Source organism: Pseudomonas sp. 24 E 13, from assembly GCF_900004715.1.
In the GTDB taxonomy this organism is placed as follows: domain Bacteria; phylum Pseudomonadota; class Gammaproteobacteria; order Pseudomonadales; family Pseudomonadaceae; genus Aquipseudomonas; species Aquipseudomonas orientalis_A.
Genome location: NZ_CVTO01000154.1, coordinates 66,814 through 91,595 on the forward strand (window position 1 = coordinate 66,814; position 24,782 = coordinate 91,595).

Consider the following 24,782-nt stretch of genomic DNA (forward strand, 5'->3'; position numbering starts at 1 on the left):
CTACGTCAAAAGTGCCGGTCACCTGTCGAGGGTGACCGGCATTCTTATCTGTACAGGGCGGAATTCCTGCCGGACGCCGCCCTTTTTTGTGCAAGAACATTATGCAAAGCAGCAGCAACCTGTTTCCTGTCGCCCTGATCAGCGCTGAACGTCGTGGCGACCTGAGTGAAGATGTGTACCGCCTCAAGCCCGGCAACAGCCCCGACGCGACCGTCGAGTTGGCGGTTACCCGGTTGGGTCTGGCCGATGTCCCGGAAAACCGGGGCACGCCGGTTATTTTCCTGCACGGCAGTTTTTCCAATCGGCGCTTCTGGTATTCGCCCAAGGGCATCGGCCTGGGCGCTCACCTGGCGCGCCGGGGTTTTGATGTGTGGATCCCGGAAATGCGCGGCCATGGCCTGTCCCGGCGCAACCGCGACTACGTGCGCAACCGCGTTGCCGACTACGCACGTTACGATTTGCCGGCCATTGGCGCCTTTGTGCACGAGCAAAGCGGGCAGGTGCCGCATTGGATCGGGCATTCCCTCGGCGCCACGACCTTGGCTGCGGCGCTGGGTGGTCAAACCTTGAACGCGCAGTCAGTGGCCTCGGTGGCGTTATTTGGCTGCCAGGTCAGCCGCACGCATTGGCCGTTGAAAATTCCACCGGTGGAGTGGGGCGCTCGATTGATCCTGAAGCGTCTGGCCCAGGTGTCCGGCCCGCGATTCAAGCGCGGGCCGGAGGACGAACCGGCCGGCGTGATGATCGAAGCGCTGCGCTGGAACGGCCTGTTCGGCCGCTTTGGCGACGCCGAGCGCGATTGGTGGAAAGGCCTGGCAGCGGTCGACGTGCCGTTGTTGGCGGTCAGCGCGGCGGGCGATCGGCAGGACCCGGACTGGGCCTGTCGCAAGCTGTTCGAGCAAGTCGGCAGCGAGCATCGCCAGTACCTGTGCCTGGGGCGTCGGCAGGGTTTTACCGAAGATTTCGGGCATGTACAAATGCTGGTCAGCAAAGCCGCGCAGGCCCAAGTGTGGCCCTTGGTGGAGCGCTGGTTGAAAGACCCGCTGACACCTGTGCTCGGCACCCGTCCCGAGGTGGCTGTGGCGGTGTGACGAAGCGCGCTATCGAGGCCGTTTCACTCTTGAGTGGTTGCGGCTAAGATATGACGCCTCAGGCGCTTCTGGTCATATTCAGTCGCGTAACGGCTGTTGCGTTGCGTTGATTGCGGTTTGATCATGACCGGCGCCGGTGGCCGGGCAGTTAAAGAATGCCTGCTGCAGCACGTTTTCCTGATGTATGCCGTGAGCTGTTCGACCCCTTCTTTGATGACAGGAGTTTCGCGATGGACCATTACGTGACCCCCGACCTGTGCGACGCCTACCCGGAGCTGGTGCAGGTGCTTGAGCCGATGTTCAGCAATTTCGGTGGCCGAGACTCCTTCGGCGGCGAGATTGTCACCCTCAAATGCTTCGAGGATAACTCCCTGGTCAAGGCTCAGGCCGAGCAGCCGGGCGCCGGCAAGGTGTTGGTGGTCGATGGCGGTGGTTCGCTCAGGCGTGCGTTGCTCGGTGACCTGATCGCCGAAAAGGCCGCGAAAAACGGCTGGGAAGGCATGGTGATCTACGGTTGCATCCGCGATGTCGATGTCCTTGCCCAGACTGACCTGGGCGTGCAGGCCCTGGCCGCCCATCCGATGAAAACCGACAAGCGCGGCCTGGGTGACCTGAACGTGGTGGTGAACTTTGCAGGCGTGACGTTCCGCCCGGGTGAATACGTGTACGCCGACAACAACGGGGTGATCGTCTCGCCCAGCCCACTGAAAATGCCGGAATAAACCGCAGTAGCCGAAAGGGATGAGGATGTTCGAGGAAGACAACGCGCAGTGGGGGCTGGTGCATGCCCTGGTGCTGGACGGTAAAGGCGGTGCGCGTTCGATTGCCCGGACCGAGCTTGACGAGTTGCAACTGCAGCCCCAGGAAAGCCTGTGGCTGCATTGGGACCGCAGCCATCCGCAAACCCAGACCTGGCTGCGCCAATCCAGCGGTCTGAGTGAATTTGCCTGTGACCTGCTGCTGGAAGAAAACACCCGTCCGCGGCTGCTGCCGTTGCCGGATGCCGAACTGCTGCTCTTTCTGCGCGGAATCAATCTCAACCCCGGCGCGGAACCGGAGGACATGGTTTCGGTACGTATATTCGCAGCGGCCAATCGTGTGATTTCCCTGCGGCTGCGCCCGTTACGCGCCACCGATGAGCTGCTGGTGCAGTTGGCCGAGGGCAAGGGGCCCAGGACCGCGTCGGAACTGATCCTTTATATGGCGCAATACCTGACCAATAAAGTGCAGGATCTGGTCACTGGACTGTCCGAAATTGTCGATGCCGAGGAAGAAAAACTCGATGCCGACGAACGGTACACCCCCGAGCACGGCAGCGTCCTGCAGATCCGTCGGCGAGCGGCCGGGCTCAAGCGTTTCCTCGCGCCGCAACGGGATATTTTTGCGCAGCTGACGCGAATCAAACTGGCGTGGTTCTGTGATGACGACGCTGACTATTGGAACGAGTTACACAACAGCCTGACCCGCTACCTGGAAGAACTCGAATTGGCCCGAGAGCGCGTGGGGCTTGTGCTTGAGGCCGAAGACCGACGTTTGAGCCTGCGCATGAACCGCACCATGTACCGCTTCGGCATCATCACCGGCATCTTCTTGCCGATGAGTTTCCTGACCGGCTTGCTGGGCATCAATGTGGGGGGCATCCCGTTTTCCGGCAGCCCCTACGGATTCATGATTGCGTGCCTGTTGATGGTCTCGGTGGCGCTGGGTCAATGGTGGCTTTTTCGACGGTTACGCTGGGTTTGAGCTGAATATGAGCTGAACGTAGGAAAGGGTCGATGTGACCCGATGAATTTTACCCTCGTCTTTTAAATCACTTGCGAGAGGTCTCTATGCACGATCCGTTCGAACAGTCTTTGCGTGACATGCTCAATGCTTCGCCATCCAACCGGGATGACGATGCCTGCTTGGGCCGCGTACTGAAAACCGCCAACCGTCAGGTTGGGGCGGGGTCCCTGTTCGGTCTGCTCGGGCGTTGGGTGCCGGCGTTGATGATGGCCCTGAACAATGGTTCGGCCCATGTATCGCCTGTTTCCCGACATAAACCTCTTGCTCGCACTGCTGATAAGGCTGATTGAATATGGAACTTGATCTCTGGACCCAGAGCCTGGTCACCGCAATGACCGCATTGTGGACCAAGGTGGCGAATTTCATTCCCAACCTCTTTGGTGCCCTGGTCCTGGTGCTGCTGGGCTTTGTCGTGGCCAAGCTGCTTGACACCCTGTTGTCCAAATTGCTCGCCAAGCTCGGGCTGGACCGCCTGATGGCCGGCACCGGGCTGACCAAGCTGCTGGGCCGTGCCGGGTTGCAGGTTCCGATTTCGACGCTGATCGGCAAGATCGTTTATTGGTTCGTTCTACTTATTTTCCTGGTTTCTGCGGCTCAGTCCCTTGGACTTGAGCGAGTTTCAGCTACGCTCGACATGCTGGCATTGTATTTGCCGAAAGTTTTCGGCGGCGCGCTGGTGCTGCTGGTAGGCGTTTTACTCGCGCAACTGGCCAATGGCCTGGTACGCGGAGCCGCCGAAGGGGTCGGCCTGGACTATGCGGCGGGCCTTGGGCGAATCGCCCAGGGGCTGGTGATCATCATCAGTATTTCGGTCGCGATCAGCCAGTTGGAGGTCAAGACCGACCTGCTGAACCACGTTATTGTGATTGTTTTGATTACCGTTGGTCTGGCCGTTGCACTGGCCATGGGCTTGGGAAGCCGGGAAATTGCCGGTCAGATTCTTGCGGGAATCTATGTGCGTGAGCTGTATCAGGTGGGGCAACAGGTGCGTGTGGGCGAGGTCGAAGGGCAGATCGAGGAGATCGGTACAGTCAAGACGACCGTGCTGACCGACGACGGAGAACTGGTGTCGCTGTCCAACCGGATTCTCCTGGAGCAGCAGGTCAGTAGCCGCTAAACCGGCAAACCCTGCTAATGTACGCCGCCGCGAACCCGGCTGACCGGGTTGCAGCGGACATTGACCTGACTGCCGGCACGACTTGTTTTGAATAAAGCCCAAACGCTGTCCACGCGCTATGACCCCCGTGAGCTCTCTGATGAGGAGTTGGTCGCGCGTTCGCACACGGAGCTGTTTCACGTAACACGCGCGTACGAAGAATTGATGCGCAGGTATCAACGCACTCTGTTCAACGTTTGTTCAAGGTATTTAGGGAACGATAGAGATGCGGACGATGTCTGTCAGGAAGTGATGCTCAAGGTGCTGTACGGCCTGAAGAACTTCGAGGGCAAATCGAAGTTCAAGACCTGGCTCTACAGCATCACGTACAACGAGTGCATCACGCAGTATCGTAAGGAACGGCGAAAGCGTCGCTTGATGGACGCGTTGAGTCTGGACCCCCTTGAGGAAGCGTCTGAAGAAAAGGCGCCGACACCCGAGGAAAAGGGCGGACTCGATCGCTGGTTGGTGCATGTGAATCCGATCGATCGTGAAATTCTGGTGCTACGTTTCGTCGCAGAATTGGAATTTCAAGAAATCGCTGACATCATGCACATGGGTTTGAGTGCTACAAAGATGCGTTACAAACGTGCTCTTGATAAATTACGTGAGAAATTTGCGGGCGAGACTGAAACTTAGTGCGTAGCAAATATCTCTTACGTGTAGGCAAGTTCTGTTAGACTTGTCGCCGAGTTGTCCCCCGGTTTGTGGGACTGCTTTACAATCACCAGATGGGGATTTAACGGATGAAACTGAAAAACACCTTGGGCTTGGCCATTGGTTCTCTTATTGCCGCTACTTCTTTCGGCGTTCTGGCACAAGGCCAAGGCGCAGTTGAAGGCGAGCTGTTCTACAAGAAGCAGTACAACGATAGCGTCAAGCACATCGAAGACGGCTTCAATCCTGGCGCTCGCATCGGTTACTTCTTGACCGACGACCTGTCCTTGAACCTGTCCTACGACAAGACTAACCACACCCGTTCGAACGACGGTACTGGTAGCCAGAAGATCAAAGGTGATACCGGCAGCCTGGTTGCCCAATACCACTTCGGTCAAGCTGGCGTTGACAGCCTGCGTCCATACGTTGAAGGCGGTTTCGGCCACCAGAGCCGTACCAACGTTCAGGCTGACGGCCACAGCGGTCGCGACCAGACCACTTTCGCTACCATCGGTACCGGCGTGAAGTACTACTTCACCAACAACCTGTACGCTCGTGCTGGTGTTGAAGCTGACTACGGTCTGGACAACGGCAAGTGGGACTACTCCGCACTGGTTGGCCTGGGTGTGAACTTCGGCGGTAACGCTGGCGCAGCTGCTCCAGCTCCTACCCCAGCACCAGCTCCAGAGCCAGTTCCAGAGCCAGAAGCTCCGGTTGCTCAGGTTGTTCGTGTTGAGCTGGACGTTAAGTTCGACTTCGACAAGTCGGTTGTTAAGCCTAACAGCTACGGCGACGTCAAAAACCTGGCCGACTTCATGGCTCAGTACCCAGACACCAACGTAGAAGTTGCTGGTCACACTGACTCCGTAGGTCCAGACGCTTACAACCAGAAGCTGTCCCAGCGTCGTGCTGACGCTGTTAAGCAAGTCCTGGTTAAAGATGGCGTAGCTCCTAGCCGCATCACCTCCGTAGGTTACGGCGAATCCCGCCCAGTTGCTGACAACGCAACTGAAGCTGGTCGCGCTGTTAACCGTCGCGTAGAAGCAGCGGTTGAAGCTCAAGCTAAGTAATTAGCCGAGTTTCACAAAAAGCCCGGCTTAGGCCGGGCTTTTTTTCGCCTGCGATTTACCTCAAGCGCTGGCCGCTGCCGCATCGCACGCCATCTGCGCTGCGCCGGCAACACGGCCAATCACCAGGATTGCCGGGCTCTTGAGCGCAAAAGCCTGCGCGTCTTCATGCATGGCAACGAGGTGGCTACGGCATTCGCGCTGTTCGGGCAACGATGCATTTTCGATCATCGCCACCGGCATATCCGCAGCCATGCCGCCTTCCAGCAACTGTTGCCGGATTTCCTCGAGCTTTGCCACGCCCATATACACCACCAGCGTCGTTCCGCCCTCGGCCAGTGCGCGCCAGTTCAGGCTGCTGTCATCCTGGGTATGCGCGGTGACCAGGGTCACGCCACGGCTCACGCCGCGCAGGGTCAACGGGATATCGCAATTCGTCGCTCCAGCCAGCCCCGAAGTAATGCCGTTGACCAGCTCCACCTCGATCCCACGCTCGCGCAGCCACGTCGCCTCTTCGCCACCGCGACCGAAAATGCATGGATCGCCGCCTTTAAGCCGCACCACGCACTTGCCCTGGCGCGCATAGCGCAGCATCAGGCGGTGAATAAACGCCTGCGGCGTGGAACGACAGCCGCCGCGCTTGCCGACGGTTATCACGCGCGCGTCGGTGCAGTGCTGCAGGACGGCCGGATTGACCAGATCGTCGATCAACACCACGTTTGCTTCATGCAGGGCCCTTACCGCCTTGAGGGTGAGCAACTCCGGATCACCGGGCCCAGCGCCTACGAGCCACACTTTTGCGCTCATGTTGTTCCCCTCACACACTGATTGCGATTGGCTGCGGGCCGACGGCCAGCAGACGTTTGATTTCCGGCACGCAGGAGCCGCATTGCGTGCCGCATCCCAGTTGCTGTTTGAGCCCGACCAGGTCCAGGCCACGGGCAATCCCGGCGCACACCGCGTTTTCGCTGACATTCTTGCAATTGCACAGGACCTTGCTGCTGGCCGCCGCTCCCCCCGGTGGGGCGCTCAGTGGCGCCAACAGCCAGCGACGCAGTTGATCGTCGGTGCGGCCCTCCAGCCACAGGCTTTGCAGCCAATGCCGGGCCAGGGTTTCACCGGCCAGGCGAACCGCCGTAATGCGGCCCTGTTCGATTTTCACGCGCTTGCCGATAGAGCGGCGCGGGTCGTCGTAGGCCATCACCGGACCGTCATGCAGGCCCAGCAACTGGTCGATGCGGGTCAGTATCTGCAGGTCGGGCGCCTCGGTATGGGCTGCACGCACCAGTAGCGCAGGCCGTTCGCGTCCTGTCAGGCTCAAACTGACGTAGGCAAATGCTTCGCACAGCGGGCGCAGGGCGTCGAAGTGTCGTTGCACGTCTCCTTCGATCAGCGCAAACAGCTGCCACGGCAGTTGCACCGCTTCCAGGCGCACACCGCTGTGTTTGAGTTCCGGCTGTTTCGACAACGGATCGAACGCCGGTTGGGTGAGCACATTCACGCCACCTTTGAGAAAACGGTCGCCCCAATGCATCGGCAGGAACGCTTGACCGGGGCGCACGCTGTCATCGCCGGTGACCGCGACCACCAGATTGCCTCGACGGCTTTTCAGGTTGACCAGGTCGCCTTCCTTGAAGCGGTGACGGCGCAACTCGTCCGGGTGCAGGCTCAGCAGCGCTTCGCTGACATGCCCGAACAACTGCGCCGCCGTGCCGGTGCGGCTCATGCCGTGCCACTGGTCGCGCAGACGACCGGTGATCAGGGTCAGGGGAAAGCGTGCGTCACGCTGCTCCCTGGCGGCGCGATAGGGATCGGCGACAAACTGCGCACGGCCGTTATCGGTGGGGAAAATGCCGTCGACGTAGAGGCGTGGCGTCCCGGCCTGTGCGCCCACGGGAAACGGCCACTGTTGCGGGCCGAGTCGGTCAAGCAGGGCATGGCTGAGGCCTGACAAATCCAGGTCGCGCGCTTGAGTCAACAGCTTGAACTCGTCAAAGATCTGCGCCGGTTGCTCAAAGGCAAGCAGGCTGTCCAGCCCCGGCCGCAGACGACGCTCCAGGCGCTGCGCGAAATCCACGGTAATCGCCCAGTCCGGTCGCGCTTCGCCCGGTGGGGGGATGGCGCGACGCACGTGGGAGATACGCCGTTCGGAGTTGGTCACCGTGCCTTCTTTTTCACCCCAACTGGCGGCGGGCAGCAGCAGGTCGGCGTAGGCGGCGGTTTCGGTGGTTCGAAAGGCCTCCTGCAACACCACGAACGGACACGCCGCCAGGGCTGCACGCACTGCATTCTGATCCGGCAATGATTGGGCGGGGTTGGTGCAGGCGATCCACAGCGCCTTGATCTTGCCCGCCTGCACCTGTTCAAACAATTCGATCGCCGTGAGGCCGGTGGTTGCGGGCAGTAGATCGACACCCCAGTACGCGGCTACTTCCGCGCGGTGTTCGGGGTTGGCGGCGTCGCGGTGCCCAGGCAGCAGGTTCGACAGGCTGCCGGTCTCGCGCCCGCCCATGGCATTGGGTTGACCGGTCAGGGAAAACGGCCCGCAGCCTGGGCGGCCAATCGTACCGGTGGCCAGGTGCAGGTTGATCAGCGCGCTGTTTTTCGCACTACCCGCGGTGGATTGGTTAAGGCCCATGCACCACAGCGACAAGAAGCTGCTGGAGGTGCCCACCCACTGTGCGCACAGGCGCAACTGCTCGACGCTGATGCCGCACAGTTGCGTGACCATTTGCGGCGTGTAGTCATGCACCAGGCGTTTGAGCGCTGCCAGGCCGTCGGTATGGGCGTGAATGAACTCGCGGTCGATCCAGTCTTCCCACAACAACAGATGCAAAATTCCATGGAACAGCGCGACATCCGTGCCCGGCAGGATCGCCAGGTGCAGGTCGGCCAAGTCGCAGGTGTCGGTACGCCGTGGGTCGATCACCACCACTTTCATCTGCGGCCGTCGCGCCTTGGCCTCTTCCAGGCGTCGGAACAGTACCGGGTGCGCGTAGGCCATGTTGCTGCCGACGATCATCACACAGTCGCTGGTTTCCAGGTCTTCATAGCTGCACGGTGGCGCATCGGCGCCAAGGCTACGTTTGTAGCCCACGACTGCCGAGGACATGCACAGCCGTGAGTTGCTATCGATATTGTTGGTGCCGACCAGCGCCCGCGCCAGTTTGTTGAAACTGTAGTAGTCCTCGGTCAGCAGTTGCCCGGAGATGTAGAACGCCACGCTGTCGGGGCCGTGTTCGGCAATGGTGCGGGCGAATACGTTGGCCGCATGTTCCAGGGCGGTGTCCCAGTCGGTGCGGGCGCGGGCCAGGTCTTTGCCTAGACGCAACTCGGGGTACAAGGCACGGGCGTCGAGGTCTCCGGTCAGGTGCAGGCTGGCGCCCTTGCTGCACAGTTTGCCGAAGTTGGCCGGGTGGTGCGGGTCGCCTTGCACGCCGAGGATGCGGGTGCCGTCATGCTCGATCAGCACGCCGCAGCCCACCCCGCAATAACAGCAGGTGGACGCCGTGACCTCGCGGTTCATCACCCTGCATCCCGCAGGGCCAGCATCACTCGGCCGTTTTCCACGCGGGCGAGGTGATGATGGGCGCAACCGATATCCGGCGCCTGGGCTTCGCCGGACGCCAGGTCGATCTGCCAGTTGTGCAGCGGGCAGGCCACGCGTTTGCCATAGATCAAACCCTGTGACAGCGGCCCGCCTTTGTGCGGGCAACGGTCATCGAGTGCGAACACTTCATCGTCGCTGGTGCGAAAAATCGCAATGTCGCCCTTGGGCCCGTTGATGATGCGCGAGCCCAGGGTGTTGATTTCTTCCAGGGCGCAGATATCCAGCCAGTTCATGCCGGCACCTCCAATTGCTTGACCGGGATCACATCGAATTCTTTTTTCAGCAGCGGCTGTTCCAGACGTTCTTTCCAGGGGTCCTGCTCGAACGACAGGGAAAACTGCAGGCGCTCGTTGAGGGCCTGGCGCCGGGCCGGATCTTCCAGCACGGCTTTCTTGATATGGTCCATGCCGACCCGCTGCAGGTAGTGCACGGTGCGCTCCAGGTAGAAGGCTTCTTCGCGGTACAGTTGCAGGAATGCGCCGTTGTATTCGCGCACCTCTTCGGCGGTCTTGAGCTTGACGAAGAACTCCGCGACTTCGGTCTTGATCCCGCCGTTGCCGCCGATATACATCTCCCAGCCTGAGTCCACACCAATAATTCCGACGTCCTTGATGCCTGCTTCCGAGCAGTTGCGTGGGCAGCCGGACACCGCCAGCTTGACCTTGTGCGGTGACCACATGTTGAACAGGTCATGCTCCAGCTCAATGCCCAATTGTGTGGAGTTTTGTGTACCGAAGCGGCAGAACTCGCTGCCCACGCAGGTCTTCACGGTCCGGATGGATTTGCCGTAGGCGTGCCCGGACGGCATGTCGAGGTCCTTCCACACGCCGGGCAGGTCCTGCTTCTTGATGCCGAGCAAGTCGATGCGCTGGCCGCCGGTCACCTTGACCATCGGCACGTTGTACTTGTCGGCCACGTCGGCGATGCGGCGCAGTTCCGACGGATTGGTCACGCCGCCCCACATGCGCGGGACCACCGAATAGGTGCCGTCTTTCTGAATGTTGGCGTGGGCGCGCTCGTTGATCAGGCGCGATTGCGGGTCGTCCCTGGCCTCGCCCGGCCAGGTCGAGATCAGGTAATAGTTCAGCGCCGGACGGCAGGTGGCGCAACCGTTGGGCGTGCGCCAGTTCAGGTAGCTCATGGTGCCGGCGATGGTCAGCAGGTGCTGCTCGCGGATGGCCTGGCGGATCTGCCCGTGGTTGAGGTCGCTGCAACCGCAGATGGCTTTTTCGCTCTTGGGCTTGACGTCGGCGGCCCCGCCCACGGTGTTGATCAGAATCTGTTCCACCAGCCCCACGCAGGACCCACAAGAGCTGGCCGCCTTGGTGTGCTTCTTCACGTCATCGACGCTGAACAGCCCCTGTTCCTGGATCGCTTTTACGATAGTGCCCTTGCACACGCCGTTGCAGCCGCAGACTTCGGCGCTGTCGGCCATGCTCATGGCCTTGTCCTGCCCTTGGTGGCCGACGTCGCCCAGCGCATTTTCGCCAAACATCAAGTGATCGCGAATCTCGCCAATCGCGTGGTTCTCACGGATCTGGCGGAAATACCAACCGCCGTCTGCGGTATCGCCGTACAGGCAGGCGCCGACCAGGATGTCATCCTTGATCACCAGTTTCTTGTACACCCCGCCGATGGGGTCGGAGAGGGTGATGGTCTCAGTGCCTTCGCCGCCCATGAAGTCGCCTGCGGAGAACAGGTCAATGCCGGTGACTTTGAGCTTGGTGGAGGTGACAGAACCTTTATAGGTGGCGAAGCCCAACTGGGCGAGGTGGTTGGCGCACACCTTGGCCTGTTCGAACAGCGGCGCGACCAGGCCGTAGGCGATCCCACGGTGGCTGGCGCATTCACCGATGGCATAGATGCGCGGGTCGTAGGTTTGCATCGTGTCGTTGACCAGAATCCCTCGGTTGCAGGGGATGCCGGACTTTTCCGCCAGTTCGGTGTTGGGGCGGATACCGGCGGCCATGACCACCAGGTCGGCAGGGATGATGTCACCGTTCTTGAACTGCACCGAACCGACGCGGCCGTTGCCGGCGTCGTGCAGGGCCTGGGTCTGTTCGCACAGGCGAAACACCAGGCCGCGGCTTTCCAGCTCGGTTTGCAGCAGCTGGCCACTGGTCTTGTCCAGTTGCCGTTCCAGCAGCCATTCACCGATGTGCACCACGGTCACGTGCATGCCGCGCAGCATCAGGCCGTTGGCTGCTTCCAGGCCGAGCAGCCCGCCGCCGATGACCACCGCGTGCTTGTGGGTTTTGGCGGTGTCGATCATGGCCTGGGTGTCGGCAATGTCGCGGTAGCCGATCACGCCCTGCAAGGTGTTGCCAGGGATCGGCAGGATAAACGGCGTGGAGCCGGTGGCGATCAGCAGGCGATCGTATTCGGCTGCGGTGCCGTCTTCGGCGATGACGCGGCGCTTGACCCGATCGATCTGCACCACTTTGCGGTTGAGCAGCAGCTTGACGTGGTTGTCGAGGTACCAGTCCAGGTCGTTGAGTACGATCTCTTCGAAGGTCTGCTCGCCGGCCAGTACCGGTGAAAGCAGGATGCGGTTGTAGTTGGTGTGGGGCTCGGCGCCGAACACCGTGATGTCATACAGGTCGCTGCTGAGCTTGAGCAATTCTTCCAGGGTACGAACCCCGGCCATGCCGTTGCCGATCATCACCAGTTTGAGTTTTTTCATGTCGCTCTCCGACCAATCACGCGCAAACAAAAAAAGGCGTCCCCGCTAGTTACCTAGCGAGGACGCCTTTGTCCTGGTCCCGTTCTCTCGGGAAGCTCGATCCTTCGACGTTGAAGGCGCGGCTATATGTGGGTTGTTGGGCAAGCTGATGCAGCCGCTGTGCCAAGTGTCGATATCCCCGGTTTTATTGAGTTTTAAACCCATAGGGCCGCAGGATCTGCCCGTTAGTGGTGCAATAGCCAGAACAGCAGCACCAGATTGATCAGCAGCGAAGTGGTCGCCAGCGCTTGCCAGACCTTGAGCGGTTCACGCTCCAGCAAAGGGCGCGGGCGCACGCTCAGCTCGCGCCGGTCGGCCTGTTCCAGCACCAGCAGCCATTCTTCGGCGGTCTCATAGCGCTGCTGCGGTTGTGCGGCCACGGCGCGTTCCAGGCTTGCGGGCAACCAGTCCGGCACATCGGGACGGTAGCGGCTGGCGCTGACCGCGTGAGTGAAGCGCGGGCGTTGGAAGGCTTCGATCTCGCCGTAGGGATAGTGGCCGGTCAGCAGGTAATAGAGGGTGACGCCGACGCTGTACAAATCCTGCTGTGGGGTAGGACGTTCACCGTTGAACGACTCCGGCGCGATAAAACTCGGGGTGCCGGGCAGTGCGCCGGCAGGGTCTTGCGACAGCCCCGGGCAGTAGGCCAGGCCGAAATCCAGCACGCGCAGTTCGCCGTCGTCCCCCAGCAACAGGTTTTCCGGCTTGATATCGCGGTGCAGGATCTGCCGCCGGTGCAGCAGGCCGACCGCGCGCAGCAAGCGTTCGGCGATGGACTGCCATTGCGCCAGGGGCAACGGGCCCTGGCGCTTGAACAGTTCTGCGAGGGTTTGCCCCGGGTATTCGCGCATCACGTAGTACAAATGCTGGCGCTCACCGGCGGCATGCACTTCAGGGAACGCGCGGCCGGCGACCCGGCGCAGAAACCATTCTTCCGAGAGCAGGGCCTGGGCGGCGTCAGTGTCGTTGTCGCGGCTTGATGCCAGGGTTTTCAGCAGCCAGGGTCGCTGCTGATCATCCCGTACCCGATACAGCAACGATTGTCGGCTCTGCGCCAGCAGGCTGTGCACCTGCCAACCCTCAAAATGTTGCCCGGCCTTGAGCGGTGGCGGCAGCGGCCACTGCTGCAACTGCACCAGTGCGTCGCCCAGTGTGGCGGCGCCGAGGGCATCGATGCGCACCAGCAAGGCGCTGGCATTGTCCTGGCTTCCGGCCAAATGCGCGGCATTGACCAGGGTGTTGACCGCCAGGTCCAGGTCGGTCTGCTCGCGCAGAATCGCACGGATGCTGTGGTCGCCCAACGTCGCCCAGACTCCGTCGCTGAGCAGCAGGAAGCATTCGCCTGCGCGCAGTTCGCCATCGAGAAAGTCCAGTACCAGGTGCTGGTCCAGGCCAAGGGCGCGCTTGAGCACATGCTGCATGCCCGGTTGGTCCCACACATGGTCTTCGCTGATGCGCTGCAGCTCGCCGTCCAGCCAGCGATAGGCGCGGCAATCGCCGACGTGGGCGAGGGTGAAACGCCGGCCGCGAAAGACCAGGGCGCTGAGGGTGGTCAGCAGCGGCTGACCGCCGCCATTGGCTTGCAGCCAGCGGTTCTGCGCGACCAATAAGCGCTCCAGCGCCTGGGCCACGCCCCAGGTCTGCGGCGTGGCGTAGTAGTCCAGGGCCAGTGCCTGCAAGGTCGAGCGCGCGGCCAGGCCACCATCGGCGCATTGGCTGACGCCGTCGGCCAATGCGCACAGGTAGCCTTTGCTCGCAGCCAGCTCCGCCCTGGGCGTGACCACCCGCAACGCGTCCTGGTTTTCTGCCCTGGGGCCAATCGCACTGGCCTGGGCGATGCTCAGTTGCAGGCTCATCAGACGCGGGCGGCGGTCACGGCGGCCGAACCCCAGGTGGTTCTCCAGCGGCGTTTGACGCCGTGCAGGCCAAACCAGGCCAGTACGCCGAGGCTGGCGAACAACCACAGGGCTAGCTGGTAACTGCCGGTACTCTGTTTGATCGCGCCCATGCCGGCGGCCAGCGCAAAACCGCCGATGCCGCCGGCCATGCCGATCAAGCCGGTCATCACGCCGATCTCACTGCGAAAACGCTGGGGCACCAGCTGGAATACCGCGCCATTGCCGGCGCCGAGGCCGAGCATGGTGCAGACGAAAAGCGCCAGCGCGGCGTAAGAACTGGGCAGGTTGAAACCCACCGCCGCAATGCAGATCACGGCCACGCTGTACATGCCGAGCAGGGTCTTGATCCCGCCGAAACGGTCCGCCAGGGCGCCGCCCAGCGGGCGCATCAGGCTGCCGCCGAAGACACAGGCCGCGGTGTAGTAGCCGGCGGTCACCGGGCTCAGGCCGTACTGGTCGTTGAAGTAGCCGGGCAGGGCGCTGGCCAGGCCGATAAAGCCGCCAAAGGTCACGCTGTAGAAGAACATGAACCACCAACTGTCGCGATCACCCAGGGCCTTGAAATAGTCGGCCATCGCCTTGGCTTTCGGGCGTTGCGGGGCATTGCGCGCGAGCCAGGCGAACACGATCAGGGTGAGAATCAGCGGAATCAAGGCGAAGCCGAATACATTGCTCCAGCCAAAGGCCGCCGCCAGTACCGGTGCCAGCAAGGCGGCAAACACGGTGCCGGAATTGCCGGCGCCGGCGATGCCCATGGCTTTGCCCTGGTGCTCGGCCGGATACCATTGCGAGGCCAGCGGCAGGGCGACGGCAAAAGAGGCACCGGCCATGCCCAGGAACATGCCCAGCAACAGGGCTTGCTCGTAGCTGTGAATGCCCAGTTTCCAGGCGCAGAACAACGCCACGATGACTATCACCTGGCCAATCAGCCCGGCGGTCTTGGGCGACAGCTTGTCGGCCAGCATGCCCATGAGAAAGCGCAGCACCGCGCCCGCCAGGATCGGCGTGGCGACGACCAGCCCGCGCTGTTGAGTGCTCAGGTGCAAGTCGGCGGCAATCTGTACCGCCAGGGGGCCCAGCAGGTACCAGACCATGAAACTCAGGTCGAAATACAGGAACGCGGCAAACAGGGTCGGGGTGTGCCCGGATTTCCAGAAGCTTGATTTCATCACGCACCTCAACGGTTGGGGGGGCTTGTCGGAAGACCTGGTGGCTCCATGCGCTGGGGCCGAAACGAAAAAAAACGCCGCCACCGGGTTCGCGAGGGCAAACCGGGTGTGCGACGTCTTTGTCGTTGATGGGGCAACCGCCGTTGGCTACCTGTAACGGTTCTTTAGCAAGAGCCGCGCCAGATCAGCCGAGCAATTCGCTCATGGCAATAATCTGTTCGGCCACCTGAATCAGTTTCTGCTGTCGGCTCATGGCCTGACGGCGCATGAGGGTGTAGGCCTCTTCCTCATTGCAGTCCTTCATTTTCATCAGCAGACCCTTGGCCAGCTCGATGCGCTTGCGTTCCGCCAACTGTTGATCGCGGGCGTGCAGCTGGGCACGCAGGGCCTGGTCGCTTTCAAAGCGCGCCATGGCCACCTCGAGGATCGGTTGCAGGCGCTGGGCCTGGATGCCTTCGACAATATAGGCACTGACCCCGGACTTGATCGCCTGGCGCATGACAGTCGGGTCATGTTCATCGGTGAACATCACGATAGGGCGGGGCTGGTCCCGGCTGACCAGCACCACTTGTTCCATCACATCGCGGCCGGGTGACTCGGTATCGATCAGGATCACGTCGGGGCGCACTGTTTCGACGCGTGCGGGCAAGTCGATGGTCAGGCCGGATTCATCGATCACCTCAAAGCCGGCCTCGGTCAGCGCGGCCTTGAGCCGGCCGACTTTGCGCGGGGTGTCGTTGATCAACAGGATTCGCAGCATGCTCGTGCTCCTAGCGCAGCGCTTGGCGGCTGGTGTCATCCGCCATGGCGTGCAGGCGGAAGCTGCGGGCATAGCCGGCGGGGTCGGAGCCGTCCCAGATCCTGCCGTCGATCAACTGGCTGCTGCGCATATCCTGGGCATGGGTCGGCACGCCCACGGCGCTGGCGGCCTGACGATACACATCCAATTGTTGCACCTGGCGGGCGACGGCCAGGTAATCGGGGTCTTCGCGCAGCAGGCCCCAACGGCGAAACTGGGTCATGAACCACATACCGTCGCACAGGTAAGGCAGGTTGACCGCGCCATCGGCGAAGAACCGCAGCGCATGCGGGTCCTGCCACTGGTTGCCCAGGCCATCTTCGTAGTGCCCCAGCAGTCGTGGCTCGATACAGTCCAGCGGTGCGTCGAGGTACTCGCGGGCGCTGAGCAGTTGGGCGGTGGAACGACGGTTTTGCGTGCTCGCTTCGATAAAGCGACTGGCCTCAAGAATCGCCATCACCAATACGCGCGCCGTATTGGGGTACTGGTCGACGAAGGCTTGGGTACAACCCAGGACTTTTTCCGGATGATTGGGCCAGATCGACTGGCTGGTCGCCAGGGTGAAGCCCTGGTTCTGCTTGACGGCGCTGGCGCACCAGGGTTCGCCGACACACAGGCCGTCGATGCGTCCCGCCTGCAGGTGCGCGACCATCTGCGGCGGGGGCACTACCACACTGTCCACGTCCCGCAGCGGGTGGATGCCCTGGCTCGCCAGCCAGTAATACAGCCACATGGCGTGGGTGCCCGTCGGAAAGGTCTGGGCGAAGGTGAGTTTTGTGCGGCTTTGGTGCACGTGGCGATCCAGCGCCTCAGGAGTGACCACGCCCTGCTGTTGCAGCCCACGGGACAGGTTGATGCTCTGTCCGTTTTGATTGAGCCCCATCAGCACCGCCATCGGGCTCGGCGCAACGCCGCCGATGCCCAGGTGCACGGCATAGATCAGGCCGTAGAGGCTATGGGCGGCGTCCAGCTCACCGCTGACCAGTTTGTCGCGCAAGTTGGCCCAGGACGATTGGCGCTTGAGGTTCAGTGTGAGGCCGTAGGGTTGCGCAAACCCCTGGGTGGCGGCGACCACCAGCGAGGCGCAATCAGTCAGGGCCATGAAACCCAGGTCCAGGCTGCTCTTTTCCGGGGCGTCACTGCCGTTTACCCAGGCGAGCGCGGGGTTCACCGAGCTGCCGTCGACCGAATCGTTCATCAACACCTACCTTTTCTCGCAAAAAAAAGCGTCGCGCCCTCGGATGGCGATACCGGCCATTACAGGGAAACGACGCCTTTGTCCGTAGGCCCGCACCGTCGGTGGTGCGCGCCCTGATAGAGAGTGCGTAGCAAGGCACATGCCACGGGGCAGCCGTCAGCTTTCCATCATGATTGAACCTCGCCCGCCTTTCAGTATGGCCGCTCTTTTGCGTCCTCCCCCCAGGAAAACCCACGGTGCATGCTGATTCCGCCATTACGACCCGCCACTGCCTCTGCAGCATGCTGCTGTGGGTCGCGCTGTTGCTGGTCAGCCATGTGGCCCGGGGCGATCCGTATCAGGCCAGGGATGAGCGCCTGGACAGTTTTTTCACGGCGCTGTCGGTGCCGTTGGGGATGCCTGTGGTGGTCAGTCGGGAAGCGGCGCCCAAGCGTGTCAGCGGGACATTCGATTTTGACGCGCCGCAACAGGTCCTCGAAACGCTGGCCGGGCAGGAAGGCCTGATCTGGCACAGCGACGGGCAGGCCGTGTACCTCTACAACGCGAGTGAAGCCAGGACCTCTGCGGTGGCGCTGCGCTACATCTCGGTCAACCGGCTGCGCGGCATCATGCGCCGAACAGGCATGGATGAATCGCGCTATCCCTTGCGCGACAGCGGGGTGCGTACGTTCTACGTGTCCGGGCCGCCAAGCTACGTCAGCCAGGTGCTGCGGCTGGCGCAATTGACCGACCGGCAACGCAGTGAACTGCGTGTGGGGGCGCACGCCTTCGGTGTGGTGCAGGTGTTCAATACCCACGTCGAGGATCGGCAGCATGGGACCGGCGCAAACAAGGTCACGGTGCCGGGCATGGCCTCCGTCATCCAAGGCCTGCTGGCCAGTGAGCAGAAGGGCCTGCTGGCGGACAAGAACCTGACGCTGATCGCTTATCCGGACACCAACAGCCTCCTGATCAAGGGCAAGCCTGCTCAGGTCAGCCTGATCGAAAAACTGGTGGATGAATTGGATGTGCCCAAGCAAGTCAATGAAATCTCGTCATGGCGTGTGGAAGCGGGTCGTGACGAATCGAAGCCCCCGGCCGGGCCGCCGCCGTTGACGGCCGCGCAATATGAACGTGTGCAACGTGCGTTTGTCAGGTCGGGCCGCGAGCGTTCTCCCTGAATAAAGGCGTTAGTCCATGTACCTGGAAATACTGCTGCAGGAGCAACTGATCAGCCGCAAGCGACTGGCTGCGTTTGCGCCGGGCAAAGTCTTGCCTTTGGCACCCGAAGTCATCCATTGCGTGGAGGTTCGGGTCAATGGGCAACTGATGGCGGTGGGTGAGTTGGTGCAGTTGGAGGATCGATTAGGGGTGGAGCTGCATGAGGTGTATCAGGAGTGGCTGCCGTATTCCGGTTGAGGCGAATTGTCTTACAGCAAACCGCTGAAAGACGCTGATTGAATCGGGTTTTTCCTAACGTGATACGCGAGGGAGGTTTTTATAGTCATGGCATCGGGCAAGTGGGCCGTCACAGGAAGATTGGATTGAATGTCAGCAGTCGAACGTGCAGGTGCCTTATGGCGGTGGTGATTGAAGAATCGACAAAGTCCCTCGTTTTCGCTGATTGGACCTTGCATGACGATGGTCGGCTGACAGGCAGAGAAACCGACATTCAACTGCCGCCCAAAGAGGGCAGCGTGCTTCGATTGTTGCTGGCCTCCGGCGGTGCGTTGATGACCAAGGACCGCCTGTTGGCGCTCGCCTGGCCCAGGGGCGAGGTGGCCGATGAGTCATTGACCCGTTGCATTTATGCCTTGCGCAAACACTTGAGCGCCGACAAGGGGTTTATCAAGACCGTGTATGGCAAGGGGTATCGTTTTACCTGCCCCGTGCAGGTAAAAGACGCTGAGCCGATGCGGGTGGTGCACACGTGCGCGGCATGCGGACAGATCAGCCATGTCTAAGCGGTGGGGCAGGGGCCTGATCCTCGGCCTGCTGCTGGGCAGCAACCAGGCCCTGGCCTACTGCTGGGATGAGGTGGCGCGTCGCTACGACTTCGAGCCGGAGTTGCTGCAGGCGATCGCGGCGGTGGAGTCGGGGTTCCGGGCGCAGGCGATCAACGCGGTCAACGCCAATGGCACCCACGATATCGGCTTGATGCAAATCAACAGCAGTCACTTGCCTCGCTTGCTCGAGCTGGGCATCACCGAGGAACGGTTGCTGAACGAGCCATGTCTGTCGGTGGAGGTTGGCGCCTCGATTCTTGCCGGTTTCGTCCAGCGTTTCGGCTACAACTGGACGGCGGTGGGTTCCTACAACGTGGGGCCGGGCGCCGGAGCGGAGCGTGATGCGTTGCGCCTGCGATACGCCGAAAAAGTCTGGGCGCGTTATGAGGCCTTGATGGCCCACCGTAATTGACGAGTCGGCGGCACGCCTCGCATGCTGCCCGTCTCCCCGGCTATAATCGCGCCACCTTTCGCCGCCATCCGAGTCTAGCCCGCCCATGTATACCCTGGCCCGCCAGCTGTTGTTCAAACTCTCCCCGGAAACCTCCCACGATCTGTCCCTGGACCTGATCGGCGCCGGTGGCCGCCTGGGGCTCAATGGCCTGGTATGCAAGGCTGCGGCGAAAGTACCGGTGTCGGTGATGGGACTCGACTTTCCCAATCCGGTCGGGCTGGCTGCCGGTCTGGACAAGAACGGTGCGGCCATCGACGGGTTTGCGCAGTTGGGTTTCGGTTTCGTCGAGATCGGCACCGTGACGCCTCGTGCGCAACCGGGCAACCCCAAGCCGCGGATCTTCCGCCTGCCGGACGCCGAGGCGATCATCAACCGCATGGGTTTCAACAATCTGGGCGTGGACCATTTGTTGTCGCGGGTTCAGGCGGCGAAGTACAAGGGCATCCTCGGCATCAACATCGGCAAGAATGTCGATACGCCGGTGGAGCGCGCGGTGGACGATTACCTGATCTGCCTGGACAAAGTCTACGCCCACGCCAGCTACGTCACCGTCAACGTCAGTTCGCCCAATACCCCGGGTTTGCGCAGCCTGCAGTTCGGCGACTCGCTCAAGCAATTGCTCGAAGCGTTGCGCCAGCGCCAGGAAGACCTGGCGGTGCGTCACGGCAAGCGTGTGCCGTTGGCGATCAAGATCGCGCCCGATATGAGCGATGAGGAGACCGTGCTGGTGGCCCAGGCCCTGGTGGACGCGGGCATGGATGCGGTGATCGCGACCAACACCACCCTCAGTCGTGCGGGCGTCGAAGGCCTGGCCCACGGTGACGAGGCGGGCGGTTTGTCCGGCGCGCCGGTGCGGGACAAAAGCACCCATATCGTCAAGGTGCTGGCCGCCGAACTGGCGGGGCGCTTGCCGATCATCGCGGTGGGCGGAATCACCGAAGGCAGGCACGCGGCTGAAAAGATCGCAGCGGGCGCGAGCCTGGTGCAACTGTACTCGGGCTTTATCTACAAGGGCCCCGCGCTGATTCGCGAATCGGTGGACGCGATCGCCGCGTTGCGCTAAGGGTTCCAGAAGGCTCGTTCCCGCGCGCCCCGAAGATCGTTCCCACGCAGAGCGAGGGAACGATCAGTTACAGGCAATAAAAAGGGCTCCCTGAAGGAGCCCCTGGGCCGAAGCCCGCCGCCCGGATAGGACGTGCGTGGTTAAGTCGTTATCTATTCAAGTTGATGTGTCGGATTATAAATGCCCTGATTAGCCGACGGCGTGAAGTTCGTTGAGTCTGTGGATGCCCGCAGTGCCAGTCATACCGTCCCAGTTGTCGCCACGTCCTTCTCGCCAGCCATTGATCCAGGCTTGGCGTACCGACGGTAGAGTAAATGGGCAAAGCTCACGGGATTTTCCATGAACGCCATATTGATATCCGCGTAAAAATGCTCTTTCCAACGGATCACGCTTAAGTCTTCTCATAGGGTGTTTCCCTCACTTGTTGACTGTCTAGATATCCTTCGGCCTCGTCTGAGGCCGGGCAGAGTTTTTCTGCCGTTGGTGGGCTCGCTGCCGGCGTGGCGAGCCGATGTGTCGGCGTCGTTACGGCGCCAACCTGTGTTGAGTTCTAACCAATAGGTCACATGGATTCAATGATCGTTTTGTCATAAGCACGTAACGATAACGATGCTATAGCCATAAGCTGGGATGGCTTTTCGCCCCTTTTTTCAAGCAAAGCCAGCTATGATGTGCCCTGCGAAGGAAATGTGATTAATCCTTTGGTGAGAATGACCCCCTGTTGCAGTCGGTTATTATTCGACGAAGGGTCGGAATATTTCTTTTTGTTGCTTCAAATTCTTTTTCTGCACCGTCGATAAAGGCCCGAGGGCCCGTCAGACGGGGTGGAACGGCACATTCGTGCCACGCGAGCGCTCTTCAAGAAAAGTGCTTGATTGAAAACCGAGCCGGCGATGCGTCGCCCGTTCATTTATTGCTGAAAAGCCTGGAATGCCCCATGTCGGACCGTTTTGAACTCTTCCTCACCTGCCCCAAGGGCCTCGAAGGCCTGCTGATCGAGGAAGCCGTCGGGCTTGGCCTTGAGGAGGCCCGCGAGCACACCTCGGCCGTTCGCGGCATGGCCGACATGGAAACCGCCTACCGCCTGTGCCTCTGGTCGCGCCTGGCCAACCGGGTACTGCTGGTCCTCAAGCGCTTCCCGATGAAGGACGCCGAGGACCTCTACCACGGCGTGCTGGATATCGAGTGGGCCGACCACATGGTCAGCGACGGCAGCCTGGCGGTGGAGTTCAGCGGTCACGGCTCGGGCATCGACAACACCCACTTCGGCGCGCTCAAGGTCAAGGATGCGATTGTCGACAAGCTGCGCACCCCGACCGGCGAACGTCCGTCCATCGACAAGATCAACCCGGACCTGCGCATCCACCTGCGCCTGGACCGTGGTGAAGCCATCCTGTCCCTCGACCTGTCCGGCCACAGCCTGCACCAGCGCGGCTACCGCCTGCAGCAGGGCGCCGCGCCGCTGAAGGAAAACCTCGCGGCGGCGATCCTGATTCGCGCCGGCTGGCCGCGCATTGCTGCCGAAGGCGGCGCATTGACCGACCCGATGTGCGGCGTCGGCACCTTCCTGGTTGAAGGCGCCATGATCGCCGCCGACATGGCCCCCAACCTCAATCGCGAACTGTGGGGCTTCACCACCTGGCTCGGGCACGTCCCGGCGCTGTGGAAGAAACTGCACGCCGAGGCCACTGAACGTGCCGCTGTCGGCATGAACAAAACCCCGCTGTGGGTGCGTGGCTACGAAGCCGATCCGCGCCTGATCCAGCCGGCCCGCAACAACATCGAGCGCGCAGGCCTGAGCCACTGGATCAAGGTGTACCAGGGCGAAGTCGGCACGTTCGAGCCGCGCCCGGACCAGAACCAGAAAGGCCTGGTGATCTGCAACCCGCCGTACGGCGAGCGTTTGGGTGATGAGGCCAGCCTGTTGTATCTCTACCAGAACCTCGGCGAGCGTCTGCGCCAGGCCTGCATGGGGTGGGAAGCCGCCGTGTTCACCGGCGCACCGGACCTGGGCAAGCGCATGGGCATTCGCAGCCACAAACAGTATTCGTTCTGGAACGGCGCCTTGCCGTGCAAATTGCTGCTGATCAAGGTCAACCCCGATCAGTTCGTCACCGGCGAGCGTCGCACCCCGGAGCAGCGCCAGGCCGAGCGTGAGCAAGCGGCCTACGACCAGGCTCCGACCGAACCGGCAGAGCGTCAGTACAACAAGAACGGCAACCCGATCAAGCCGGCCCCGGCGCCGGTGGTCGAACAGGCGCGCCTGAGCGAAGGCGGGCAGATGTTCGCCAACCGCCTGCAGAAAAACCTCAAGCAGTTGGGCAAGTGGGCCAAGCGTGAGGGTGTGGATTGCTACCGTGTGTACGACGCCGACATGCCGGAATATTCCATGGCCATCGACCTGTATCACGATTGGGTGCATGTGCAGGAATATGCCGCGCCCAAGTCCATCGACCCGGAGAAGGCCTCGGCGCGCATGTTTGACGCGCTCGCGGCGATTCCCCAGGCGCTCAACGTCGACAAGAGCCGCGTGGTGGTCAAGCGTCGCGAGCGCCAGAGCGGCACCAAGCAATACGAGCGCCAAAGCGCCCAGGGCAAGTTCACCGAGGTCAGCGAAGGTGGCGTGAAGCTGTTGGTCAACCTCACCGATTACCTGGACACCGGCCTGTTCCTTGATCACCGGCCGATGCGCATGCGCATTCAGAAGGAAGCGGCGGGCAAGCGTTTCCTCAACCTGTATTGCTACACCGCTACCGCCAGTGTGCACGCAGCCAAGGGCGGCGCGCGCAGCACCACCAGTGTCGATTTGTCCAAGACCTACCTGGACTGGGCGCGGCGCAATTTTTCCCTCAACGGGTTTTCCGACAAGAACCGCCTGGAACAGGGTGACGTGATGGCGTGGCTGGAAGCCAGTCGTGACGAGTTCGATATGATTTTCATCGACCCGCCAACCTTTTCCAACTCCAAGCGCATGGAAGGCATCTTCGACGTCCAGCGTGACCACGTGCAGTTGCTCGACCTGGCCATGGCGCGCCTGGCGCCGGGGGGCGTGTTGTACTTCTCGAACAATTTCCGCAAGTTCCAGCTGGAAGACAACCTCAGCGAACGCTATGCGGTCGAGGAAATCAGCGACAAGACCATCGACCCGGATTTCGCGCGTAACGCGAAGATCCATCGGGCGTGGAAAATCAGCGCACGCTGAGTCGCCAATGTGGGGGGGGCAAGCCCTAATGCCAGTCAGGTAGGAGCGAGCAAGCTCGCTCCTACAGACGGTATTAGGGCAAACCCCTCCCACATTAAGCGTGCGCATTTTTTACACTGGTCAAACCCCCGACGGATGGCTATAACTTAACGTCCCGCCAAAGTGACACCCCGCACGCTGGCGCTGTGAGTGTTGCCTATGCCGATGCAAGCCGTACGCCCGAAAATCCTTGGTTTTATCAGTGAACAGGCATCGGCTTGGCTGGTGGCATTGGTGGTAATGGCAACGGGTGGCGCGCTGACCCTGGTCATCGCGTGGGCCGCTGCCGACCTGTATCAGCAACAGGTGCGCCAGCGCTTCCAGTTGCTGGTCAGCGAGCGCTACAGCCGGATTCAGGAACGCTTCGAAGACCAGGAGCTGCGCCTGGATAGCCTGCGGCGTTTTTTCGTCAATTCCGACGAGGTGTCCCGCGCCGAATTTGACGGTTTCGCCCAGTCCCTGTTGTTGCACGCGCGTGCCTATGCCTGGGCGCCGCGAGTGTCCGGGGATCAGCGCAGCCAGTTCGAGCAGACCATCTCGCGCCAGCGTGGCGCACCTTTCACCATCCGCGAATTGAATTCGGCAGGCGAGCTGGCGCCGGCGTCCGAGCGCGATGAATACGTGCCGGTTTTATATAGCCAGACCCAGAGTCTGTTGGGCTCGCCAATGGGTTTTGACCTGCTTGCCCAACCCCTGCGGCGCGCGGTTGTCGAGCGCGCGCAAGCCAGCGGCCAGGCGGCGGTGTCCCAGCCCATGCAACTGGTGGGCCTGGAGCCGGCGTATGCCGCCGGGGTGCTGCTGGTAGCGCCGGTGCGCAAAACGGTCGATCCCCAGCCGTACGGCTATGTAATGGCGGTGATCAGCATGCGCCAGTTGGTGGCCGAGGG

22 protein-coding genes and 1 pseudogene are annotated in these 24,782 nt (G+C 61.6%); 14 read left to right on the forward strand and 9 right to left on the reverse strand.

Features of this window, described 5'->3' with window-relative positions:
* Positions 1 to 101: 101 nt before the first annotated feature.
* The 7 genes from BFP90_RS24130 (at position 102) to BFP90_RS24160 (ending at position 5,759) form a co-directional block, all read left to right on the forward strand.
* Positions 102 to 1,091 carry an alpha/beta fold hydrolase gene (locus BFP90_RS24130; protein WP_065892337.1) on the forward strand — a complete coding sequence of 330 codons (990 nt, stop codon included), beginning with the start codon at positions 102 to 104 and terminating at the stop codon, positions 1,089 to 1,091.
* A gap of 230 nt (positions 1,092 to 1,321) precedes the next feature.
* Entirely contained in the window at positions 1,322 to 1,813 is a 492-nt protein-coding gene (gene rraA, locus BFP90_RS24135) for a ribonuclease E activity regulator RraA (RefSeq protein ID WP_065892338.1), read from the forward strand.
* 25 nt (positions 1,814 to 1,838) lie between these two features.
* Entirely contained in the window at positions 1,839 to 2,834 is a 996-nt protein-coding gene (locus BFP90_RS24140) for a zinc transporter ZntB (protein WP_065892339.1), read from the forward strand.
* 86 nt (positions 2,835 to 2,920) lie between these two features.
* Positions 2,921 to 3,166, forward strand: a complete 246-nt coding sequence (locus BFP90_RS24145; RefSeq protein ID WP_065887847.1) for a CrfX protein — start codon at positions 2,921 to 2,923, stop codon at positions 3,164 to 3,166.
* A gap of 2 nt (positions 3,167 to 3,168) precedes the next feature.
* The gene (locus BFP90_RS24150) at positions 3,169 to 3,993 is read left to right on the forward strand and encodes a mechanosensitive ion channel family protein (protein ID WP_003193288.1); all 825 of its coding nucleotides are present in this window, start codon (positions 3,169 to 3,171) and stop codon (positions 3,991 to 3,993) included.
* Between the two features lie 87 nt (positions 3,994 to 4,080).
* Positions 4,081 to 4,671 (forward strand): RNA polymerase sigma factor SigX, encoded by a 591-nt coding sequence (sigX, locus tag BFP90_RS24155; protein ID WP_057721193.1) that lies wholly within the window; start codon positions 4,081 to 4,083, stop codon positions 4,669 to 4,671.
* A gap of 107 nt (positions 4,672 to 4,778) precedes the next feature.
* The gene (locus BFP90_RS24160) at positions 4,779 to 5,759 is read left to right on the forward strand and encodes an OmpA family protein (protein WP_065892340.1); all 981 of its coding nucleotides are present in this window, start codon (positions 4,779 to 4,781) and stop codon (positions 5,757 to 5,759) included.
* Between the two features lie 60 nt (positions 5,760 to 5,819).
* On the opposite strand, the gene cobA is transcribed toward BFP90_RS24160, so the two are convergent.
* The 8 genes from cobA to BFP90_RS24200 form a co-directional block, all read right to left on the reverse strand.
* On the reverse strand, positions 5,820 to 6,563 hold the full coding sequence (gene cobA / locus BFP90_RS24165) for a uroporphyrinogen-III C-methyltransferase (RefSeq protein ID WP_065898147.1): 744 nt from the start codon (positions 6,561 to 6,563) through the stop codon (positions 5,820 to 5,822).
* 10 nt (positions 6,564 to 6,573) lie between these two features.
* On the reverse strand, positions 6,574 to 9,282 hold the full coding sequence (locus tag BFP90_RS24170) for a nitrate reductase (RefSeq protein WP_065898148.1): 2,709 nt from the start codon (positions 9,280 to 9,282) through the stop codon (positions 6,574 to 6,576).
* The gene (gene nirD, locus BFP90_RS24175; protein ID WP_065887851.1) at positions 9,282 to 9,599 is read right to left on the reverse strand and encodes a nitrite reductase small subunit NirD; all 318 of its coding nucleotides are present in this window, start codon (positions 9,597 to 9,599) and stop codon (positions 9,282 to 9,284) included. Before nirD ends, BFP90_RS24170 begins: the two co-directional genes overlap by 1 nt.
* Entirely contained in the window at positions 9,596 to 12,049 is a 2,454-nt protein-coding gene (nirB, locus tag BFP90_RS24180; RefSeq protein WP_065887852.1) for a nitrite reductase large subunit NirB, read from the reverse strand. Before nirB ends, nirD begins: the two co-directional genes overlap by 4 nt.
* Before the next feature lie 224 nt (positions 12,050 to 12,273).
* Positions 12,274 to 13,944, reverse strand: coding sequence for a bifunctional protein-serine/threonine kinase/phosphatase (locus BFP90_RS24185; RefSeq protein WP_065898149.1), 1,671 nt, complete (start codon positions 13,942 to 13,944; stop codon positions 12,274 to 12,276).
* Positions 13,944 to 15,155 (reverse strand): nitrate/nitrite transporter, encoded by a 1,212-nt coding sequence (locus tag BFP90_RS24190; protein ID WP_065887854.1) that lies wholly within the window; start codon positions 15,153 to 15,155, stop codon positions 13,944 to 13,946. Before BFP90_RS24190 ends, BFP90_RS24185 begins: the two co-directional genes overlap by 1 nt.
* A 184-nt stretch (positions 15,156 to 15,339) precedes the next feature.
* Positions 15,340 to 15,915, reverse strand: a complete 576-nt coding sequence (locus tag BFP90_RS24195; protein WP_065887855.1) for an ANTAR domain-containing response regulator — start codon at positions 15,913 to 15,915, stop codon at positions 15,340 to 15,342.
* A 10-nt stretch (positions 15,916 to 15,925) separates the two neighbouring features.
* The gene (locus BFP90_RS24200) at positions 15,926 to 17,152 is read right to left on the reverse strand and encodes a CmpA/NrtA family ABC transporter substrate-binding protein (protein ID WP_065898150.1); all 1,227 of its coding nucleotides are present in this window, start codon (positions 17,150 to 17,152) and stop codon (positions 15,926 to 15,928) included.
* A gap of 281 nt (positions 17,153 to 17,433) precedes the next feature.
* Here BFP90_RS24200 and BFP90_RS24205 point away from each other — a divergent pair.
* The 5 genes and pseudogenes from BFP90_RS24205 to BFP90_RS24225 form a co-directional block, all read left to right on the forward strand.
* Positions 17,434 to 18,222: pseudogene (locus BFP90_RS24205) on the forward strand (secretin N-terminal domain-containing protein); the annotation flags it as partial.
* A 106-nt stretch (positions 18,223 to 18,328) separates the two neighbouring features.
* Positions 18,329 to 18,550 carry a FliM/FliN family flagellar motor switch protein gene (locus BFP90_RS24210; RefSeq protein WP_065887857.1) on the forward strand — a complete coding sequence of 74 codons (222 nt, stop codon included), beginning with the start codon at positions 18,329 to 18,331 and terminating at the stop codon, positions 18,548 to 18,550.
* Positions 18,551 to 18,708: 158 nt separating this feature from the next.
* The gene (locus BFP90_RS24215; protein ID WP_065898151.1) at positions 18,709 to 19,095 is read left to right on the forward strand and encodes a winged helix-turn-helix domain-containing protein; all 387 of its coding nucleotides are present in this window, start codon (positions 18,709 to 18,711) and stop codon (positions 19,093 to 19,095) included.
* Positions 19,088 to 19,549, forward strand: a complete 462-nt coding sequence (locus BFP90_RS24220; RefSeq protein WP_065898152.1) for a transglycosylase SLT domain-containing protein — start codon at positions 19,088 to 19,090, stop codon at positions 19,547 to 19,549. The genes BFP90_RS24215 and BFP90_RS24220 overlap by 8 nt, the downstream gene beginning before the upstream one ends.
* Before the next feature lie 85 nt (positions 19,550 to 19,634).
* Positions 19,635 to 20,654, forward strand: coding sequence for a quinone-dependent dihydroorotate dehydrogenase (locus tag BFP90_RS24225; protein WP_065898153.1), 1,020 nt, complete (start codon positions 19,635 to 19,637; stop codon positions 20,652 to 20,654).
* Between the two features lie 189 nt (positions 20,655 to 20,843).
* Here the strand turns inward: BFP90_RS24225 and rmf are convergent, their stop codons facing one another.
* Entirely contained in the window at positions 20,844 to 21,059 is a 216-nt protein-coding gene (gene rmf, locus BFP90_RS27800) for a ribosome modulation factor (RefSeq protein WP_002553055.1), read from the reverse strand.
* Between the two features lie 532 nt (positions 21,060 to 21,591).
* Between rmf and rlmKL the strand changes: the two genes are divergently transcribed.
* Both rlmKL and BFP90_RS29350 read left to right on the forward strand, forming a co-directional pair.
* A complete protein-coding gene (gene rlmKL / locus BFP90_RS24230; protein WP_065892350.1) occupies positions 21,592 to 23,856 on the forward strand; it encodes a bifunctional 23S rRNA (guanine(2069)-N(7))-methyltransferase RlmK/23S rRNA (guanine(2445)-N(2))-methyltransferase RlmL in 2,265 nt (754 codons plus the stop codon).
* Between the two features lie 198 nt (positions 23,857 to 24,054).
* Positions 24,055 to 24,782, forward strand: a 728-nt coding sequence (locus tag BFP90_RS29350; protein ID WP_256097510.1) for a CHASE domain-containing protein, incomplete at its 3' end; no start/stop codon positions are given.

Excerpts from the sequence above, each read along its gene's own strand:
- BFP90_RS24130 (WP_065892337.1), top strand. The coding sequence starts at position 102 with ATGCAAAGCAGCAGCAACCTGTTTCCTGTCGCCCTGATCAGCGCTGAA.
- rraA (WP_065892338.1), top strand. The coding sequence starts at position 1,322 with ATGGACCATTACGTGACCCCCGACCTGTGCGACGCCTACCCGGAGCTG.
- BFP90_RS24140 (WP_065892339.1), top strand. The coding sequence starts at position 1,839 with ATGTTCGAGGAAGACAACGCGCAGTGGGGGCTGGTGCATGCCCTGGTG.
- BFP90_RS24145 (WP_065887847.1), top strand. The coding sequence starts at position 2,921 with ATGCACGATCCGTTCGAACAGTCTTTGCGTGACATGCTCAATGCTTCG.
- BFP90_RS24150 (WP_003193288.1), top strand. The coding sequence starts at position 3,169 with ATGGAACTTGATCTCTGGACCCAGAGCCTGGTCACCGCAATGACCGCA.
- BFP90_RS24160 (WP_065892340.1), top strand. The coding sequence starts at position 4,779 with ATGAAACTGAAAAACACCTTGGGCTTGGCCATTGGTTCTCTTATTGCC.
- cobA (WP_065898147.1), bottom strand. The coding sequence starts at position 6,563 with ATGAGCGCAAAAGTGTGGCTCGTAGGCGCTGGGCCCGGTGATCCGGAG.
- BFP90_RS24170 (WP_065898148.1), bottom strand. The coding sequence starts at position 9,282 with ATGAACCGCGAGGTCACGGCGTCCACCTGCTGTTATTGCGGGGTGGGC.
- nirD (WP_065887851.1), bottom strand. The coding sequence starts at position 9,599 with ATGAACTGGCTGGATATCTGCGCCCTGGAAGAAATCAACACCCTGGGC.
- nirB (WP_065887852.1), bottom strand. The coding sequence starts at position 12,049 with ATGAAAAAACTCAAACTGGTGATGATCGGCAACGGCATGGCCGGGGTT.
- BFP90_RS24185 (WP_065898149.1), bottom strand. The coding sequence starts at position 13,944 with ATGAGCCTGCAACTGAGCATCGCCCAGGCCAGTGCGATTGGCCCCAGG.
- BFP90_RS24190 (WP_065887854.1), bottom strand. The coding sequence starts at position 15,155 with ATGAAATCAAGCTTCTGGAAATCCGGGCACACCCCGACCCTGTTTGCC.
- BFP90_RS24195 (WP_065887855.1), bottom strand. The coding sequence starts at position 15,915 with ATGCTGCGAATCCTGTTGATCAACGACACCCCGCGCAAAGTCGGCCGG.
- BFP90_RS24200 (WP_065898150.1), bottom strand. The coding sequence starts at position 17,152 with ATGAACGATTCGGTCGACGGCAGCTCGGTGAACCCCGCGCTCGCCTGG.
- BFP90_RS24210 (WP_065887857.1), top strand. The coding sequence starts at position 18,329 with ATGTACCTGGAAATACTGCTGCAGGAGCAACTGATCAGCCGCAAGCGA.
- BFP90_RS24215 (WP_065898151.1), top strand. The coding sequence starts at position 18,709 with ATGGCGGTGGTGATTGAAGAATCGACAAAGTCCCTCGTTTTCGCTGAT.
- BFP90_RS24220 (WP_065898152.1), top strand. The coding sequence starts at position 19,088 with ATGTCTAAGCGGTGGGGCAGGGGCCTGATCCTCGGCCTGCTGCTGGGC.
- BFP90_RS24225 (WP_065898153.1), top strand. The coding sequence starts at position 19,635 with ATGTATACCCTGGCCCGCCAGCTGTTGTTCAAACTCTCCCCGGAAACC.
- rmf (WP_002553055.1), bottom strand. The coding sequence starts at position 21,059 with ATGAGAAGACTTAAGCGTGATCCGTTGGAAAGAGCATTTTTACGCGGA.
- rlmKL (WP_065892350.1), top strand. The coding sequence starts at position 21,592 with ATGTCGGACCGTTTTGAACTCTTCCTCACCTGCCCCAAGGGCCTCGAA.